Here is a 17,384-nt window from a genome sequence, read left to right on the forward strand (position 1 = left end):
TGGTGGTGATTTGATTGCGATGCGGGCTGGCTCTAATTTGGCCGTAGATCTCTCGCTTCCCGCGAACGTCTTTGCTAAAAGCTAGTGCTTCGTCTAAATCAACTGTTTGGGTTCAGCTCATCGGCCGAAGGGCGTCCGCCCCGGTTACTGCACCGAAACCGCAGCTAACGCCATGCGTCTGATCGATCACAACGAAACTTTGAAGTGACAACGGAATACTCGTGTGGGCCAAGATTTGCACTTGGGCACCGCTACCAGGAATCAACAACAATCTCAACGGAAAGATCGTTCCACGCATGTTGGAAGAGTACAAAGTTAGCCGAAGTAGCCGTCAGTGCTACGTTCAACAACGACCGTTGAAAGAGGGCGAGTGGTACTACTCGGTTGTCATCGCCGGTGAAAAAGGCTACCAGCGTCGCGATTACTCCGCCGACGCGTGGGAGTCGCCACCTGAGGGATCGGTTGGGTTTTGGAAGTGCCAGATGCCACTCAACGGCGAACGGAAATTAGTCCTTGCGCCGCGCGAGGTGCTGATCGACTTGTTGCGTCAGATGGAGTCGGAACCGGAGCGCGTGAAGCTGCGGTTTCTCTTGGCGTTGACGTTGCTGCGACGCCGAGTGCTTCGGATGCTGGACTCGGCCCCCGGTGACCATGATGCGGAAGGGGTCAAGTTTTTGCAGTTTGAGGTCATCGATGATGGCACGACATTGGACATCATGGAGTGCAAGATCAGCAAACAAGAATCCGAATCGCTTAGCGAAGCCCTCGTCGACCTGCTGTACTGTGAAGCAAGCGAAGACGATCAGTGAAGGACGATCAGTGAAGGCACCGGAGATTTAGTGTCTTGTTCCAATTCAGGATTCGGGTGCGAGTCTTTAGTCGACGGGCGTCCGCCCCGGTTGCTGCACCAAGACCGTGGCTAACGCCATGCGGCTAATCCTAAAATCAAAGGCGGACAAAGCACTCAAGCAACGCATGCGACGCAAATCAAACGGCTGAATCTTTGCTTTCGAAGCCGGATTGATCTCGCATCAGGCGTGTGGGACTTGCTATTTGCGTTCACAGAGGCTCGAAGCGGCCCGGCGTGGAGAATGATCACCTATCGATTTTCGGTCGCCCCCCAATAACCAAAGCTGACGTTACACCAGGAAACCGCGATGCTCCACCAGAACGCAAGGATGCGTTTTCTCCTGCTATTGATGTGGATCTCGGTAGGTTTTGTTTCCGGCGGTGCAAGTTGTTCACAGCACAATCGTGTTCTTACGCTTCCTCCGCCGCCTACGGTCTTGTCGTCGGCGCCAACGGTCGAAGCCGTCATCGCGGCGGTCAACAGGACCGGGGCTGTCCGAGAACTCTCGACCAACACGGCGAGCGTCGACGTGATCTCGATGCCGGCACTTCCCCAGCTTTCGGCAACTGTTAGCCTACGTCGTGACCGTGACTTCCGGCTTCGCGCCCGACTACCCTTCGTGATGGGGTCCGATCTCGATATCGGGAGCAACAACGATTTGTTTTGGTTTGAAGTCCCCGAAGACTTCAGCCGCACGCTCTACTACGCTCGGCACGATCAATTCCAAGCCCAACTCAACCGCGCCGTCCTTCCGGTCGATCCCACCTGGCTCATGGATTCTTTGGGGCTAGCGCAAATCGACCGGGCTCAGATCGATCAGCCGATTCAAATGAGTGGTGACGGAAAGCTCGTATTGCAAGCCGCCGTTGCGATGCCGGCGGGCGTTTTTCGGCGTTTCTACACCATTGATCCGGAGCGCGGACATGTCATCGACCAGTACGTGTACTCGCCGACGGGACAGTTGATTGCCGAAAGCCATGCGTCCAACCATCAGTTCTATGCCGATCAAGGATGTTCGTTGCCCCACACGGTGCGATTTCGCTTAATCCCGGCTGCGGGTGATCCCTTGGAAATGCAAATCGAAGTCGGAACCTACGTGGTGAATCAAATCTTGAGTGGTGATCCAAATCTTTTTGTCATCCCGCAGGGAGCCGGTAAAGTCGTGGACTTGACCACGATCAGTCCGCTCGCGGTTTCCCCGTCGTTGCCAACGACAACACTACCGCCGATGACGAACGTGGTGCCGCCACCAATGCCTTCGGCGTCTCCATCGATCAGTCCCGTAGGTTTTAAGCGAGAAGGCTACCAGGATGACGTCACAACTCCGCTGCAGTTCCGTGGGTTTGAGTAGTGAGCAACCGCTGATTCGAAGCTCTCACTATTCCACATCCCTATTCGCGAGGTGTGCCGATTGGCGTTAGCCACGGTTACCGCGGAATAGGTTTGCCATCAGCCGGATGGCCTTCATCGATTCATAAAAAAACACCGCGTCAGTCCAAGATCGGAACGGGAATTGCGAATATCCGAATCAAGAGACTACGAAGTGCCAGTTTTGTTTTTCGGATCGATTCGTGGCGTCAGCTACAACGCTGTTGGAGCCTTGTAAGTGCCCGTCCGCTGACCACGGGAATCAGAGTGGCCAATAGTTTCGCCTTCGTGAACGTCGTTTCGCTACGCAGTATTGGTCTCCATGCATACCTACACTGACGCCTATCAGCACCCAACCTCCTCGGTCGCCGTTCCCGCACCGCCGACGCACCTGACGTTGGTGGCTTACTTGTTTTGGATCCTCGGCATCTTCGGCGCTCACCGATTCTATCTGGGGCGACCGGTGACCGGGGCAATCTATTTCTTCACCGGTGGGCTATTGCTGGTCGGTTGGATCATCGACCTTTTCTTAATCCCGGCGATGACCGAAGAGTCTGACCAGCGTTACCGTCCGGGCGAGATTGATTACACGCTCGCCTGGGGATTGTTCACCTTCCTTGGAGTGTTTGGCGTTCACCGTTTGTACATGGGGAAGATTTTTACCGGCGTTTTGTATCTGCTAACCGGCGGGTTACTGGGGGTCGGCGTAGTCTACGACCTCTTAACGCTAAACGAGCAGATTGATGAGCTAAATCGCTGGTAGCGAGTAGCGGTTGTGGAAAGTCCTGGCAGGTCGCCGTGAATACGGTTACGGTGAATACTTCTGGTCGCCCGGCGATGCCTGAGGAGAGCCGGAAGACTGACTCCGCGATGATCGCTGTCAATCTCGGATGCCGCGATTACTGGCGTTCGGCTTGTAGCTTCGCCTTCAATTCTTCGTAGACGACTTTGAATTGGGCGTTCTCGGGAGCCAGCTCGGATGCCAGTTGAAGCTGTGCGAGCGCGGCGTCAAGCTGCCCGTCGAGGTAAAGCGCGAGCCCGTACTGAAATTGAACGGGGGCGATTTCTGGGGCCAGCTTGGCATCTCGCGCAAGTAGTTCGAGATTTTGGTCGCGTAACTTTGTGGCGGCCTGTTGGTAACGCTCGCCTTCTTCGGGAGGAACACTGCCGGCGATCCGTTCATATAGGGATGCCAAGTTGGCGTGCGGCCCCGTCGTCCGCGGTTCGACACGGATCGCCGTTTGATACGCCTTCACCGCCTCGGGAATTCTCCCTAAACGCTCGCAAATGATTCCCCAGCCTAGGTGGGCTCCCGATCGGTCTGCGGAAACCATCAACTCTTGATGAACTTCCTCGAGTGCGACTTCAAGCTTCGAGCGTTCCTCGCGACTGAGTTGTGGCAAGACTGGTGAATGAACCAGTGCTTGTGCCGCGGTTGAACGAACCAATCGGGTCGGATCATCGAGTAGTTTGACAAGCTGTTTGCGAGTTTGCGAGGAGCCCGTCGAAGGCAACACCGAAGCCGCACTCGAACGCACCAGCGGGTGTGCGGATGGATCATCCAGAATGGAGTTGACGACGTTAGGCAATCCACGCACGCCTTGGCGAGCCAACTCCTCAATCAGCGTCGCCTTGGCGATTGCCGGTGCGCGGTGATCGGTGTACGAGAGAAACTCGATCGCCCTTCGAATTCCATCGCGATCGCCCCGTCGCAGAGGTACCAAGGCTTCGGCGAAATGTTCTTCTTGCTTGCGGTTGTCGCCGTACCACTGTTCGCAGGCTTGGTCACACCACTGATCCGTTTGGCTGATCAGATCCTGCAGTGATTGTTCGTTCTTGCCGATCGTTTGTTCGGCATCCGCTTCGGCCGCACTCAGCCATTGGGCATATTCCTTCGCCGCGAACTCATCACGGTGTTCGGGGGCAATTTCGTCAAGTCGATCGTTGACATGGCATCGACTGCAAGCGTTCGGGGTGCCCAATCGAACTGACAAGTCAGGACGGGGAATACGGATGCTATGGTCCCGTCTTGGATCTACATCCATGTACGTCGTTTCGGGCATGTGGCAGTTGACGCACTTTGCCCCTTCGCTGCCGGGCGCATGGTGATGGTGTGAAACGACGTCGTATTTACCGGCAGGGTGTTGGTGGCACGACGTGCAGGTTTGGTTGCCCGGGTGCTTTAGCTTGAGCGAATGGGGGTCGTGACAGTCGGTACAGCGAATGTCCTTGTGGTACATCTTGCTTTGGATAAACGATCCGTACACGTAGTCCTCGTCTTTGATTTGACCGTCGCCGTGATACGTCATTTCACCCAGCGTTTCCAAGCGGTAGTGATCGCAAAAGTTCGGGCCACCGGTTCCCCGATCATCCATCACGGCCCGGCGGCTATGGCAGGGCGCGCAGGTTTGCAGTTGTGGTTCAGGGTCATCGCCTTTGAGTTGGTTGACCAATCCGTAGCCGTAGCGGCGGTCCCAAAACAGTGACTTTTCGTTGGCGAGTTCGACGTGCAATGAAGCCGGGCCGTGGCATGCCTCGCAACTAACGTCGATCTCTGAGAACGTTGTGTGGTAAGTGACCGTGTCCGAATTGAAGTTGTGCTTCAAGTTCGTCGAGTGGCAATCGGCACACATCGTCTGCCAACGCTGTGCGATCCCGGTCCAGTGCAGGGGATCGTCGGCCGAGAGTTTTTCGGTCACGTCCGGTGGACGTAAGTAGAACCAACGATTGTCCCGACTATCCCAGGAAATTCGCAGTACTTGCAATCGGGCGACTTCGCAGGCCTCCGATGATTCATGACGATCAAACTCGACCATGTACTGCTGCAGCGGATAGACGCCGAAAACGTATTTGACTTCGAAGTCTTGCATTTCACCGTCTTCGCCTTCGGTGTGAACCATGAACCGGTCACCGTCTCGGAATAGACGATTGTGAAGTCCGTCATGCTCAAACGTCACATCGTTGAAATCGCCAAGGACGGTTTCATCGGTCGCCACATCCATGGCTTTGTCATGGTCGGATCCGTGAAATGCCTCGGTCTGTTCCTGGTGGCATTGGGCACAGGAATCGCGGCCGATAAACGACGGCGTAATTCCCTCGGGGCGGGCCGTCCAGTAGTCGGCGAACACCCCTCCGGCGGCGACCAGGACGATGGCGATCGCGACCATTGCCCAACGAGGAAAACGCCGATACTGACGACGCCGGGGCGAAACATTTCCCGCTACAGACTGGTCCGCTGCGGTCGCGGCGGACCCATCCGGCTCGCTTTGAATCGAATGGGACGCATCGTCCACGGAAGAGTCGCCAGTACTCGCTCGAGAATCCTCGGGCCGGACGGGCGTTTGTTTTTTCGAAGCCGACTTCGCGGACGGACGTTGCTTCTTGGGACGACGTGCTGACAATGAATCGGGGCGACGATCGTCGCGGCGGTGGGAGAAAGACGGAAGGAGAGATGTTACTGATCGGACGCCGGTCGCGAAGTAGGTGACACAACGCCATTGTTGTCATGTGGCATCGCCGAGTTTCGACCGCCGGCATCTTCGTTGGCGAAACCGTGATGGCCTACGCCGAAATCACCGAGCAGGCGAGCCGCTTCGATACGCATCTGTCGGATCAGGTTTCGGCGATGATCATCCTCGGGCGACACTTTGGCAAGTAACCGAGCGGCTTTGAGCAAATTTTCTGCGGCGTGGGCTTTTTGGTCCAGTTGACTGGCCCGGCGGAGCGTTTGCCGCTCTGAAACCGACTCGGTGGTAACGGAGGAATCATTAAGTAGGCGATCGGGACGGCGTGACAATTCGTCCAATAGGGATCCGGTCAGGACACTTTGTCGACCGCGGATCACATCAATCACGTCACCGACCATCGGATTGCCGATCGGGCCGACCGAATACGGAGATTCCAGTTCTTTGCGAATGGCGTCTTCGATCGCAGGGCTATCAGAGATCTCGGGCATTGGCGGTTCGACCCCTTTGGGCATTGTAATCACCTTGCCGTTCGGTGTCGGAACCGGTGCGGCAGGTCGCCTCGTCGCTGATGGGGCCTGCCCTCGTGAGTCTCGATTTTCCGTCTTGTCGGCATTTGCGTGCCGCTGTTTCGCTGCCGCGGGCGGACGTTCTTGAGACGCGGTTTGCTCTTGCGAGGCGGCCAACTGTCCAACGTGCCCGGGATATTCTCGTTTCGACGACGTCGGACTCGTCGCGTCATCGATCGTCTTGGCCAATCCGTCGTCCGCCATCACGAACAAATGCTCGGCGGGGAACGCGAAACCTTGCAGCCCCAATAATATCGCTGCCAATCGCAATGGATTTCCAGTGAGGTACTGAATCGGTCGTTTCGCGTGAGTCGTCGATCGCATCGTGAGCCTCCATGAGCGGTATCAAACACTTTCCTGGCACTTAAGATAACCTGATAGGCGGTGGTCGGCCAACAAGGAAACTGCGAGCGACACCGCAAGAGATACAGAGGAGATACGGCGGAAACTTATGGGCCAAACGCCCTCGTTGAATGCTGGGAACCGGCACAAACTGAAATCGAAAAGACGACTTGGGAATTTTGGAGAAAACGATGTGTGGGGCGTCGCCGGATAGGTGACGATCAATCAAAGGAGTTCTAGACTGACAATCGTCACGACAAGACGCCCGGAACGTCGTGATCGCGTCGGTTTTCGCCCGCCCATGGTCCGCGACTTGGTGACGTGGTAATGAATTGACCTCGCTTGGAAATCCGACGCATGAGCGAAGGAGGTACCGAGAGTCTCGCGCTCACGCGTTTGGCTTCGATCGTTCAAGCAAGCTTCATTTTGTTCCCGCAACACTGATCGCAATTCGCTCCGTCAAAAAAGAACGCTCGTCGACGCGATCATGCGAACGACGACATTCGTAATCGGCATCGGTTGATATGAATACGTTTAGCTTGGACTACATCGATGATTTGTATGTCCAATATGTCCAGGACCCTGACAGTGTCCCAGAGACTTGGCAACAGTACTTTGAACAGTTCATGGTCGTTTCGCCGAGCCAGGGAAAGAAATCGGCAACAATCAGTTCGTCGGCGAGCAGTTCGTCAGCAGCGGCCAGTGGTGCGAGCACTCGAACTCAGACGGCCGCAGGCGGGAATGGTCAACGGACGGCCGTCGCTAGTCCACCCGCACGTGACAGCATCAGTCCCTCAATTGGTGCTTCGATCGCCAGGGCAGCCAAAGGATCGACGGGAGATCAGGCGACTGACCAAGCGTTGTGGATGTCGCGGATGCAAGACCGCGTCAACCAATTGGTTCGTGAGTACCGCGTTCGCGGTCACCTCCGAGCGCAGCTTGACCCGTTGGGCATCGATCGTGCCGCGCCACCAGAGCTAAGCCCGAAGCGATATGGGCTCAGCGAGACCGATCTGCAGCGTCAGCTCGGTTCCTCGGCGGTCGAGCATGTCAAAGGTGACACGCTCGACGCGATTTTGACCAAGCTACAAAACACGTACTGTCGCTCGATCGGCGCACAATTCATGCACATCGACAATCGCAATATTCGCGATTGGCTTCAACAGCGCATGGAAAGCACTGAAAATCGGCTGGAATTGTCGCGAGAGAAACAACGCCGGATTTATGCGCGTTTGGCAGACGCCTCGATCTTCGAAGAATTCGTTCGCCGTAAATTTGTCGGTGCGAAAACGTTCTCGCTCGAAGGTGCCGAAACGCTGATTCCGATGATCGACCTTTCACTCGAGAAGGCCGGCGAACATGGCGTCAAAGAAGTGGTCATGGGGATGGCACACCGCGGTCGCTTGAACGTGATGGCGAACATCCTCAAGAAACGGGCGATGAACATTTTTTGGTCGTTTGACGATCCGAACCCCGAAATGAATCGTGGCGGCGGCGACGTCCGTTATCACCTCGGTTATAGCAGCGACTGGAAAACGGCTCGCGGCGATCATCTTCACATTTCGTTGTGTTTCAACCCCAGTCACCTTGAATTTGTCAACACCGTCGCAATGGGGCGGACTCGTTGCAAACAAGATCACCGTGGCGACCAGAATCGCCGCGAAGTGATGACGATGTTGATTCATGGCGATGCCGCCTTTGCGGGTGAAGGCATCGTGCAAGAAACGCTGAACCTCAGCCAATTGAAGGGCTATCGTGTCGGCGGAACCGTCCATATCGTGATCAACAATCAAGTCGGCTTTACCACCGAACCAGACTCTGGACGCAGCACGACTTATGCGACCGACGTTGCCAAGATGCTGCAAATTCCGATCTTTCATGTCAACGGCGAAGACCCCGAAGCGGTCGCCCAGGTCGTCTCGCTTGCGATGGATTTCCGTAACGAATTTCAACGCGACGTGGTCATCGATCTCTACGCATATCGCCGCTGGGGGCACAACGAAGGCGACGAACCGCGATTCACTCAACCGCGGATGTACGCCACCATTGATCAGCGGCCCAGCGTTCGTGAGCAGTACCTCAACAGTCTCAAAACGCTCGGCAAAATCACCGATGCCGACGCCGAGGAGATTCAGCAGAAGCGAACTGAGAAACTCGAGTCCGAATTCGAAGCCAGTCAACACGAACCTTTTGTTCCAGATACGCAGACACTGGCGGCCGGTTGGGCAGAGTTCTTCGGCGGACCCGAGCCGGTTGAACTAACCGACACGACGTTCGACGAAGAACAGCTCGGCGATCTGGTCGATCAAGCCACTCGCCTGCCCGATGAATTCTCGCCACACAAAAAGCTGAAACGTTTGATCGCCAACCGTCGCAAGATGGCGATGGGGGAATTGCCATTCGACTGGGCGACCGCAGAGCTCGCGGCCTTTGCGACACTGCTTTCCGGCGGACACTCGGTTCGCTTGACCGGTCAGGATTGCCAGCGAGGAACGTTCTCGCAGCGGCATGCCGTCCAGCATGACGTGAAATCCGGTGAGACATTCATGCCGCTCTCCGGCCTCGCACATGGCGACGTCAGTATCGAAATTCACAATAGCCCGCTGAGCGAAGCCGGGGTCCTTGGGTTCGAATACGGTTACTCGCTCGACGCCCCCAATGATTTGGTTCTTTGGGAAGCGCAGTTCGGTGACTTCTGGAACTGTGCTCAAGTGATCGTGGATCAATTCATCGCCAGTGCAGAAGACAAATGGAATCGCCTTAGCGGCTTGGTGATGCTATTGCCGCACGGGTTCGAGGGGCAAGGACCGGAACACTGTAGCGCACGTGTTGAGCGATTCTTGGCGATGAGCGCCGAACACAACATCCAGGTTTGTCAGCCGACCACGCCGGCACAGTACTTCCACCTCCTGCGCCGACAAGTGATTCGCAAGTGGCGTAAACCGCTGGTGGTGCTGACGCCCAAGAGCTTGCTGCGTCATCCCGAAGTCATCAGTGACCGGAGTGATATCGCGGGTGGCCGTTTTCAGAAAATCCTGCAAGATCCAAATGTCAGCGTCAAGGACGCGAAACGTGTCATGCTGTGCACGGGAAAAGTCTACTATGACTTGAAAAAGCATCGCGATGAACTCGGTCGTCACGACGTTTCCATTGTCCGAGTTGAACAACTTTATCCGCTCAGTAGCGAAGAACTGATCGCGTCGCTCGACGGCGCCGGTCGCAACACCGATGTCTATTTTGTTCAGGACGAACCGTTGAACATGGGGACATGGCCCTACGTCAAGTTACACTTCGGCGATGACCTCAATGCTGCCGGGTTTAATCTCAAACCCGTGACGCGCGCCGAATCGGCAAGCCCCAGCACCGGAAGCATGGCCGCGCACGTTTTAGAGCAACGCGAATTGATCGAAGCCGCATTCGATGGCCTAAGCTGATCAACAGACACGACGCGGGCGGCGTTTGACCAGCAGCCGGCGTTAACTGCAGGCCAATACCGCGTCACGTCTCCGCGGCGATCGTTCTATCAGCCGCGTTTGGGGCGGGGGATTTTTCCGCGCCCCTTGGCCGTGCCTCTTGCCCCTTTGCGGCGTTGATTGCGCCCACCACCGGTTGAACTGGTTTTCTCGAACTCTACCTCTGACAACGGTTTGCCGAGGTTGTCTTTTAGTTGTAAGACGCGATCACGAAGTTGAGCGGCACGCTCGAACTCTAGGTCTTCGGCCGCGGCCAGCATTTCGCGTTCGAGTTCTTCGATAAACTCGATGGTAATGTAGGTCGCATCGGACTCTTCTTGCGCAGCCGCGTTGGTTTGACGCCGCTTCGCAGCTTCGGACTCGATCCCCGACTTAATCCGCTTGCGGACCGTTTCGGGAGTGATGCCGTGTTCTTCGTTGTAGGCGATTTGCAGCGCCCGCCTCCGTTCGGTTTCGTCTATCGCCAACCGCATCGACTCGGTCACCGAATCGGCATACAGAATGACCTTGCTATTCGCGTTCCGCGCGGCACGCCCGATGGTTTGGATCAGACTTGTTTCGCTGCGCAAGAAACCTTCTTTATCAGCGTCCAGGATCGCGACCAGGGAGACTTCGGGAAGGTCCAAGCCTTCGCGAAGCAGGTTCACGCCGACCAAGCAATCGAACTGGCCGGATCGCAATTCCTGAAGCAAATCGACTCGTTCGAATGCGTTGAGTTCGCTATGGAGCCAGCGGCAACGAATGTTCTGTTCTTGAAGAAACGTCGACAGGTCCTCGGCAAGCCGTTTGGTCAGTGCGGTCACCAGGACACGTTCGTCACGTTCGGCACGGGCGCGGATCTCGCCGACCAGATGATTGACTTGTCCGCGGGCGGAAACAATTTCGATTTCAGGATCAAGCAAGCCGGTGGGACGAATGATTTGTTCCACCACTTCGCCACCGGTCCGTTCGAGTTCGTAGTCGCTAGGCGTTGCGCTGACAAAGCAAATTTGTCCCGTGCGGGCTTCCCATTCTTCAAACTTCAGCGGGCGATTGTCGAGTGCACTGGGCAATCGGAATCCATGGTCGACCAAGGTCAATTTTCGGCTGCGGTCACCGGCATACATCGCGCGAACTTGGGGGACTGTCACATGAGATTCGTCAACGAACGTTACGAAGTCATCCGGAAAGAAGCTGTACAGCGTGTCGGGGGTTGCGCCGGGGGGCTTGCCGGAGAGCGGTCTTGAGTAATTCTCCACACCCGGGCAATGTCCTACTTCGGCCATCATCTCGAGGTCAAAACGTGTCCGAGCCGAAAGTCGCTGAGCTTCGAGTAGTTTGCCTTCCTTTTCGAATTTTTCGAGCTGCATTTTCAGTTCCGCACGAATCACCGCGATCGCCCGTCGGATTCGATCCTCGGGCATCACAAAGTGCTTGGCCGGATAGATAAAGAGTTGCGAAACCGTCTTGATCGTTTCCCCGGATACCGGTTTGATTAACGAGATTTTTTCGATCTGATCGCCCCACATTTCAATGCGGTAGGCGAATTCTTCGTAGCTTGGCCAGAGTTCCACGCTGTCACCCCGCACCCGAAATTTCCCTCGCTCGAAGGCCATGTCATTGCGTTCGTAGAGGACGTCGACGAGCTTTAGAAGCAAATGATCACGCCGAATGGTTTCGCCGACCGTGAGCGAGACGACTAACTGTTTGTAATCGTCGGGAGAACCAAGGCCATAAATGCTACTGACCGAGGCCACGATCACGACATCGCGTCGGCTGACCAAAGAGCTAGTCGTGGCAAGTCGCAATCGGTCGATTTCTTCGTTGATCGACGCGTCCTTCTCGATGTAGACATCGCGCTGCGGTATGTAGGCTTCTGGCTGGTAGTAGTCGTAGTAGCTGACGAAATAGTGGACCGCGTTCTCGGGGAAGAACTCCTTAAACTCGCTGTAAAGCTGGGCGGCAAGTGTCTTGTTATGGCTTAGCACCAGCGCCGGGCGCCCGACGTTGGCGATGACGTTGGCCATTGTGAACGTCTTTCCCGTTCCCGTCGCCCCCAGCAGAACCTGAGCTGATTTACCCGATAGGATGCCACGGGTTAGCTTTTCGATGGCCTGCGGCTGATCACCCGCCGGTGCAAACGCGCTGCTAAGGTGAAACTCAGCCGCCGGGTGCGACTTCGTGTTCTTGCCTTCGGAAATCATCTTGGAACCTTCGCCAATGAGGAATCTGTTGCTGGATTATCACGAAAAGCACAGTCCCTGGCGAGTGCCTGCGAGGGCAATTCGATTTCCCTTCTACCCCAGAAGGTGTGTCGACGGCGCTCGCCTTAAGGCCCGGTTTCAGATGGTACAGGACCGATCCGAGCGCGCCCTTCTTGCGGATGGTGGATGGGACTCAGGAACGCCGCATTGGTAGTGCGAAAGAAGACGCCGAAGAAATCGCGGTTCCCTCGTTCATCGACATCTGATTCTAAGATCAGCCGCTTGGCGGTAACCACGGTTTCCGAGCAATGGCCGGGACCGGCACCCGTCGGCTGATGAGCCAATCCCGGAGATCAAATCAAGACCGTTCGGTTTTCAGACTAGCCGATCGGCGTTAGCTGCGGTTTTGGCGCAACAACCGGGGCCAACGCTCGTCCGCTGATGAGTCATACCCGAACATTTGATCTAGACGGATTACGAGGAGCGAACATTCGAAGCTGCCACGAAGTGAGGAGAAGTCGGGGCACGACTGAAAGCACACGCGCATGCCCAGCCCGAAAGGTTTCAAGTGACTACTGGCGAGTGCTTTGATAACTCGAAACTATCGGGCTAAGTTCGGCAATTCGGCATCACCGCTTCTGCGGAGACGGTCAGGAAGTCGCCACGGCAATTCGGCATTGCCTATTCGCTCGCTTCGGTCATCCCGAGCAAATCGTCCTTGCCGATTCGGTCGCAGAAATCGCCGAGCGATTCGCCTTCGTTGCGATTTGTTTTAAAGATCTTTGCGACAGCAACGATCTCATCGACGACCTGATCGGAGGGGACAAGGTCCTTGTAGATGTAGGCCAAGCGATTGCCTAGCCAGCCACCGCCGAGGAACATCGTGTACTTATCCTTGGCCTTACCGACGAGCGCGATGTCCGCGTTGTAGGGGCGTGCGCATCCGTTCGGGCATCCCGTCATTCGGATTGTGAAGCGTTCCTTTTCCAGTCCAAGCTTTGCGAGCGGTTGCTCCAGGTCATCGATGAGGCTGGGCAGACGACGTTCGCTTTCGGTAATCGCAAGACCGCAAGTTGGCAGCGCGACACAGGCCATCGACCAGCGCCGAACCGTGCTCGTCTCTTCGGTAGTCGGCGCCCCATGCCGTTTAATGATTTCGATCAACTTGTCTTTGTCGGCCGGATCGATGTCGGTGAAGATGATGCTTTGGTATCCGGTCATCCGCATTTCGGTACCGAACGTCGTGCAGATCTCACGCATCATCGCTTTGAGGCGGATTTGATCGTTGTCGTATAGCCGGCCATTTTCGACACTCAGGCCATACGAGAGTTTTCCATCACCTTGTTCCTGCCAGCCCATGTGATCGTCGACACCGGTGACTTCGTCCTCGGTGCAATCCTTCAGTGGCTCACCGAAGTACTCTTCGACGGCACGGCGGAATTTCTCGATCCCCCATTGATCGACCAGATACTTCATCCGTGCGACTTTGCGGTCTTCGCGGTTGCCGTAGTCGCGCTGGACTTTGATGACTGCTTTGGCAACGTCGATCGCTTGATCGGGAGTGCAGAATGCCATCCGCTTTGCCAGCGCCGGGTAAGTCCGTTTGAGTGCCGGGGTGGTTCCCATGCCGCCACCGACCAAGACGTTGTAGCCGATGATTTTGCCATCTCGGACGACCGCTAGGAAGCCGAGGTCTTGGGTGTAGATATCGATGCAGTTGTCTTCTGGCAGGGCAATCCCAGTCTTGAACTTTCGCGGCAGGTAGCGAGGTCCGTAAAGCGGTTCAGAAACTGGGCCGCCACCTTCGAGTGTTTTTTCGCCTGTTTCAGGATCAGTCACCCACAGTTCGTGATACGCAGGTGTCTGCGGGGCAAGTGCGTGAGTCAACGCATCGGTCAATTCTGCCATCTCGTCATGAACGCCACCGACTCGCTTGGCGGGGCAGCACATGATATTTCGGTTCACGTCGCCGCAGGCTGCCAGAGTGGACAATTCCATCTCGTTGATGCGGTTGATCGTTTCACGCAGATCCTTTTTCAAAATCCCATGCAGCTGCAGTGTCTGCCGCGTCGTGATTTTGATGGTCGATGTACCCAGCTCGTCGCACAGATCCAACTGGGCCAGCATTTGTTTGCTGGTGATTCGGCCCCCCGGAATGCGGCAGCGAACCATCATGGAGTAGGCTTTTCCGCCACCCTGCTTCTTCAGCTCGGCGCGCTTGTCGCGGTCGTCTTGTTGATAGGTGCCGTGAAACTTCAGCAACTGGATGTCGGACTTGTCAAAATGATCCGAATCATTTGCCAGTTCCTCGCCGATCGACCCGCGCAAGAACTGACTGTCTTCTTTGATCTTTTCCAGGGGGCTAAGCTTGGGCGCTTCGGTAGACATCGAGTGAAAAATCCTGTGTGATAACGACTGGCGGATCAACAGTCTGTGAACTGTGAATCTGAGCAAACTATAACGGGCGCACCGCAATCCCACTATGGCGATGTCACCTTCGGGAATAGGGTTTTTGCCTTAGCGGGGCAACATTGAACAAGCGAGTCAGGTGGAGATGAAGGCAGAAATACTGGATGGAAAGCGTGTTGCGGCGGAGATCCGCGCGGAAGTGGCCAAGAGCGTGGAACAATTTGTCGCAAGTGGTGCTCCTGCCCCTTGCTTGACCGCTGTCCTCGTCGGTGAAGACCCGGCGAGTCAGGTCTATGTTCGCAATAAAGCCAGGGCATGCGAGAAAGCGGGCATCGAGGGACGGACTCACCGTTTGCCCGTTGATGCCGGGCAGAAAGAGTTGCTCGCGCTGGTCAACGAACTGAACACCGACGCCAACGTGAACGGAATCCTGGTTCAGCTTCCCTTACCGGCAGGCCATGACTACGACGAACGTGAAATTCTTGACGCGATCGATCCACTTAAAGACGTTGATGCGTTTTCACCCATCAACGTTGGCTTGCTCATGCAGGGTCGGCCGCGTTTTCTGCCCTGCACCCCTCATGGGATTGTCCAGTTACTACACCGCTCTGGGATTTCAACGTCGGCTAAAAAGGTTTGCGTGATCGGACGCAGCGAGATCGTCGGCAAGCCGATGGCGATGATGTTGGCTCAGAAAAGTGGATCATGCGGCCCCGATGTTGCCAACGCGACGGTGACGCTTGCTCATAGTCGCACCGCCGATCTGGCGGCGACCTGCCGTGACGCTGACATCCTAATCGCCGCCGTCGGTCGACCCAAGATGATCACCGGCGACATGATCAAACCCGACGCCGTCGTCATCGATGTTGGGATCAATCGGGTTGAAGACAAGTTGGTCGGCGACGTGGACTTTGACGCCGCCGCCGAAATCGCTTCAGCAATCACTCCCGTCCCGGGGGGCGTCGGCCCACTGACCATCGCGATGTTGCTACACAATACGTTGATGGCCGCCAAGTTGCAGACGGGACGGTGATTGATCAACTCGGTAGCGTTTCGGCCGATGATCGGTCAACCGATCCGGTCGAGACCGAAACGCGGCGTGACCGAAAGCCTCGGCGAATTGTCGCAACGGGCTTTCTTTTGTTTGATGTCCAAGCGTCCGGGGATTTCGATGCTATTCGTAGTCCCACTTCATAATCCAGGGATCTTGGTACTTCTTTTGTAGCTGCTTCAGTTTCGCTTGGTACGCTTCCAGAACGTCCGCATGTCCCGGGCTGTCTGCCAAGTTCGTTGATTCATGGGGGTCGGTTGCCATGTCGTACAATTCGAACTCTGGCCTCTGGACGTAGCGACCGACGGTCATCTGTCCGTAGGGAGCGTCGTTGCCTTTTGCCAGTTGTGCCTGCCAGCTACTCGCCGCCCACAGGTCCGACGCAAAGGGATAAGGCAATGGATGGGCAATGTTCCAAATCAGCTTGTACTTGTCGTCGCGAACAACCCGCATCGGGTAGTACATCTGGATTTCATGAAACGTATGTGACGCCATAATCGCGTCGTGATGGGGGCGGTCAGGGTCCGACAGGCACGGCATCCACGAACGACCGTGGTATTGGTCGAAAGGGTGGTTGCCATTGCGATTTTCTTGAAGTGCCTCGTCGCGTTCTTGCCAAAATTTCTTGGCCGATAGCATGTTCTTAGGCGCATTCTTTTGGTGATCGAGCCCGCCGGCGAAATCGAGCAAGCTGGGCGTGATGTCGATATGGCTGATCATCGCTTGAGAGTGGAATCCGCGTCGCTCTTGGTATGGGTCTCGGACGACCATCGGAACGTGAAGGCCGCCTTCGTACACGGTCGTCTTTCCACCGGCAAAGGCCATCCCATGGTCACTCGTAAAGACGATCAGTGTCTTCTCGTAAAGGTCTGCCTCTTTTAAGATCTCGACCAACCGGGCAACTCCTGCGTCGACACGCGAGCATGACTGGTAGTATTGCGCGAGTTCTTCACGGGTTTCCGCCGTGTCGGGTAGAAACGGCGGCACGGTGACTTCCGAAGGGTCGAAGAATGTCTCTTCGACGCCGGGAAAAGATCCGCGATTAGGTTTGTTTCCAAACAGATTGGGTTTCAGCTCCGATTCGCTGGTCTTGTCCACTCCGCCGCCGCGGTGTGGGTCCGAAGTTCCGAAGTACAAGAAGAATGGACGGTCTCTGTCGTTGCTCTTGATAAAATCTTCGCACTTGTTGGCCATCTCGACCGCGTTGCGCCCGTTGCCCTTAAGGTACGTGTCAAAGTGATAGACCGCTTCCGGGGCAACGTGATACTTACCGATATGACCAGTCCGGTAGCCGGCTCGCGCCATCACACATGGTAACGACAACGACACGATGTCGTGAAAGCTGGCAAACTTGTGGTAATGGTGCTGGTGACCAAATTGCCCATTGCGATGGTTGTGGATACCGCTCATCACAACACTACGGCTGGCGCTGCACGAGGCGGTCGTGGCGAACGCACGATCGAAGACCACGCCGTCTTTGGCGATCGCGTCAATCGCGGGCGTCTTCGCCGCCGGATCGCCATAGCAGCCCAGCGTGGGACTCTCGTCATCGGTGATCACGAAGATCACATTGCGCTCGGCCGACTGAACCGGGACACAGGATAAAAACAGGACGACGAGCGGTGCAGCTATTGCTGCGACGGCGGTTCGTTGAGGCATTTTGGGAGGTGGTGAA

General features: G+C 56.1%; 10 protein-coding genes. 5 read left to right on the top strand and 5 right to left on the bottom strand.

The genetic code is table 11. The annotated features are described in order from the left end of the window. Window positions 1–221 precede the first annotated feature (221 nt). The 3 genes from FYC48_RS23660 (at window position 222) to FYC48_RS23670 (ending at window position 2,981) form a co-directional block, all read left to right on the top strand. A complete protein-coding gene (locus FYC48_RS23660) occupies window positions 222–809 on the top strand; it encodes a hypothetical protein (RefSeq protein WP_235034394.1) in 588 nt (195 codons plus the stop codon). A gap of 348 nt (window positions 810–1,157) precedes the next feature. Then, on the top strand, window positions 1,158–2,201 hold the full coding sequence (locus FYC48_RS23665) for a hypothetical protein (protein ID WP_149499268.1): 1,044 nt from the start codon (window positions 1,158–1,160) through the stop codon (window positions 2,199–2,201). Between the two features lie 339 nt (window positions 2,202–2,540). Then, window positions 2,541–2,981, top strand: coding sequence for a TM2 domain-containing protein (locus FYC48_RS23670; protein ID WP_200836688.1), 441 nt, complete (start codon window positions 2,541–2,543; stop codon window positions 2,979–2,981). A 136-nt stretch (window positions 2,982–3,117) separates the two neighbouring features. Here the strand turns inward: FYC48_RS23670 and FYC48_RS23675 are convergent, their stop codons facing one another. Both FYC48_RS23675 and FYC48_RS23680 read right to left on the bottom strand, forming a co-directional pair. Beyond that, complete coding sequence (locus tag FYC48_RS23675) at window positions 3,118–5,511, bottom strand: cytochrome c3 family protein (RefSeq protein WP_230774462.1); 2,394 nt, start codon at window positions 5,509–5,511, stop codon at window positions 3,118–3,120. Between the two features lie 161 nt (window positions 5,512–5,672). Continuing rightward, window positions 5,673–6,575: a hypothetical protein gene (locus FYC48_RS23680; RefSeq protein WP_149499269.1), complete on the bottom strand. Its 903-nt coding sequence runs from the start codon at window positions 6,573–6,575 to the stop codon at window positions 5,673–5,675. A gap of 542 nt (window positions 6,576–7,117) precedes the next feature. Here FYC48_RS23680 and FYC48_RS23685 point away from each other — a divergent pair. Next, a complete protein-coding gene (locus tag FYC48_RS23685) occupies window positions 7,118–10,027 on the top strand; it encodes a 2-oxoglutarate dehydrogenase E1 component (protein ID WP_149499270.1) in 2,910 nt (969 codons plus the stop codon). 89 nt (window positions 10,028–10,116) lie between these two features. Here FYC48_RS23685 and uvrB read toward each other — a convergent pair whose 3' ends face one another. Then, complete coding sequence (gene uvrB, locus FYC48_RS23690; protein WP_149499271.1) at window positions 10,117–12,249, bottom strand: excinuclease ABC subunit UvrB; 2,133 nt, start codon at window positions 12,247–12,249, stop codon at window positions 10,117–10,119. A 681-nt stretch (window positions 12,250–12,930) separates the two neighbouring features. After that, window positions 12,931–14,637, bottom strand: coding sequence for an NADPH-dependent assimilatory sulfite reductase hemoprotein subunit (locus FYC48_RS23695; RefSeq protein WP_149499272.1), 1,707 nt, complete (start codon window positions 14,635–14,637; stop codon window positions 12,931–12,933). Between the two features lie 166 nt (window positions 14,638–14,803). Between FYC48_RS23695 and folD the strand changes: the two genes are divergently transcribed. Next, entirely contained in the window at window positions 14,804–15,691 is an 888-nt protein-coding gene (gene folD, locus FYC48_RS23700) for a bifunctional methylenetetrahydrofolate dehydrogenase/methenyltetrahydrofolate cyclohydrolase FolD (protein WP_149499273.1), read from the top strand. Window positions 15,692–15,832: 141 nt separating this feature from the next. On the opposite strand, the gene FYC48_RS23705 is transcribed toward folD, so the two are convergent. Further along, window positions 15,833–17,368 (bottom strand): sulfatase family protein, encoded by a 1,536-nt coding sequence (locus FYC48_RS23705; RefSeq protein WP_149499274.1) that lies wholly within the window; start codon window positions 17,366–17,368, stop codon window positions 15,833–15,835. Window positions 17,369–17,384: the final 16 nt, after the last annotated feature.

Origin of the sequence: Roseiconus lacunae (assembly GCF_008312935.1) — a bacterium.
In the GTDB taxonomy this organism is placed as follows: Bacteria; Planctomycetota; Planctomycetia; order Pirellulales; family Pirellulaceae; genus Stieleria; species Stieleria lacunae.

Bases quoted from the DNA above. Each gene is read 5' to 3' on its own strand.
- FYC48_RS23665 (WP_149499268.1), top strand. From the start codon at position 1,158: ATGCTCCACCAGAACGCAAGGATGCGTTTTCTCCTGCTATTGATGTGG.
- FYC48_RS23670 (WP_200836688.1), top strand. From the start codon at position 2,541: ATGCATACCTACACTGACGCCTATCAGCACCCAACCTCCTCGGTCGCC.
- FYC48_RS23705 (WP_149499274.1), bottom strand. From the start codon at position 17,368: ATGCCTCAACGAACCGCCGTCGCAGCAATAGCTGCACCGCTCGTCGTC.
- FYC48_RS23695 (WP_149499272.1), bottom strand. From the start codon at position 14,637: ATGTCTACCGAAGCGCCCAAGCTTAGCCCCCTGGAAAAGATCAAAGAA.
- FYC48_RS23685 (WP_149499270.1), top strand. From the start codon at position 7,118: ATGAATACGTTTAGCTTGGACTACATCGATGATTTGTATGTCCAATAT.
- FYC48_RS23680 (WP_149499269.1), bottom strand. From the start codon at position 6,575: ATGCGATCGACGACTCACGCGAAACGACCGATTCAGTACCTCACTGGA.
- uvrB (WP_149499271.1), bottom strand. From the start codon at position 12,249: ATGATTTCCGAAGGCAAGAACACGAAGTCGCACCCGGCGGCTGAGTTT.
- folD (WP_149499273.1), top strand. From the start codon at position 14,804: ATGAAGGCAGAAATACTGGATGGAAAGCGTGTTGCGGCGGAGATCCGC.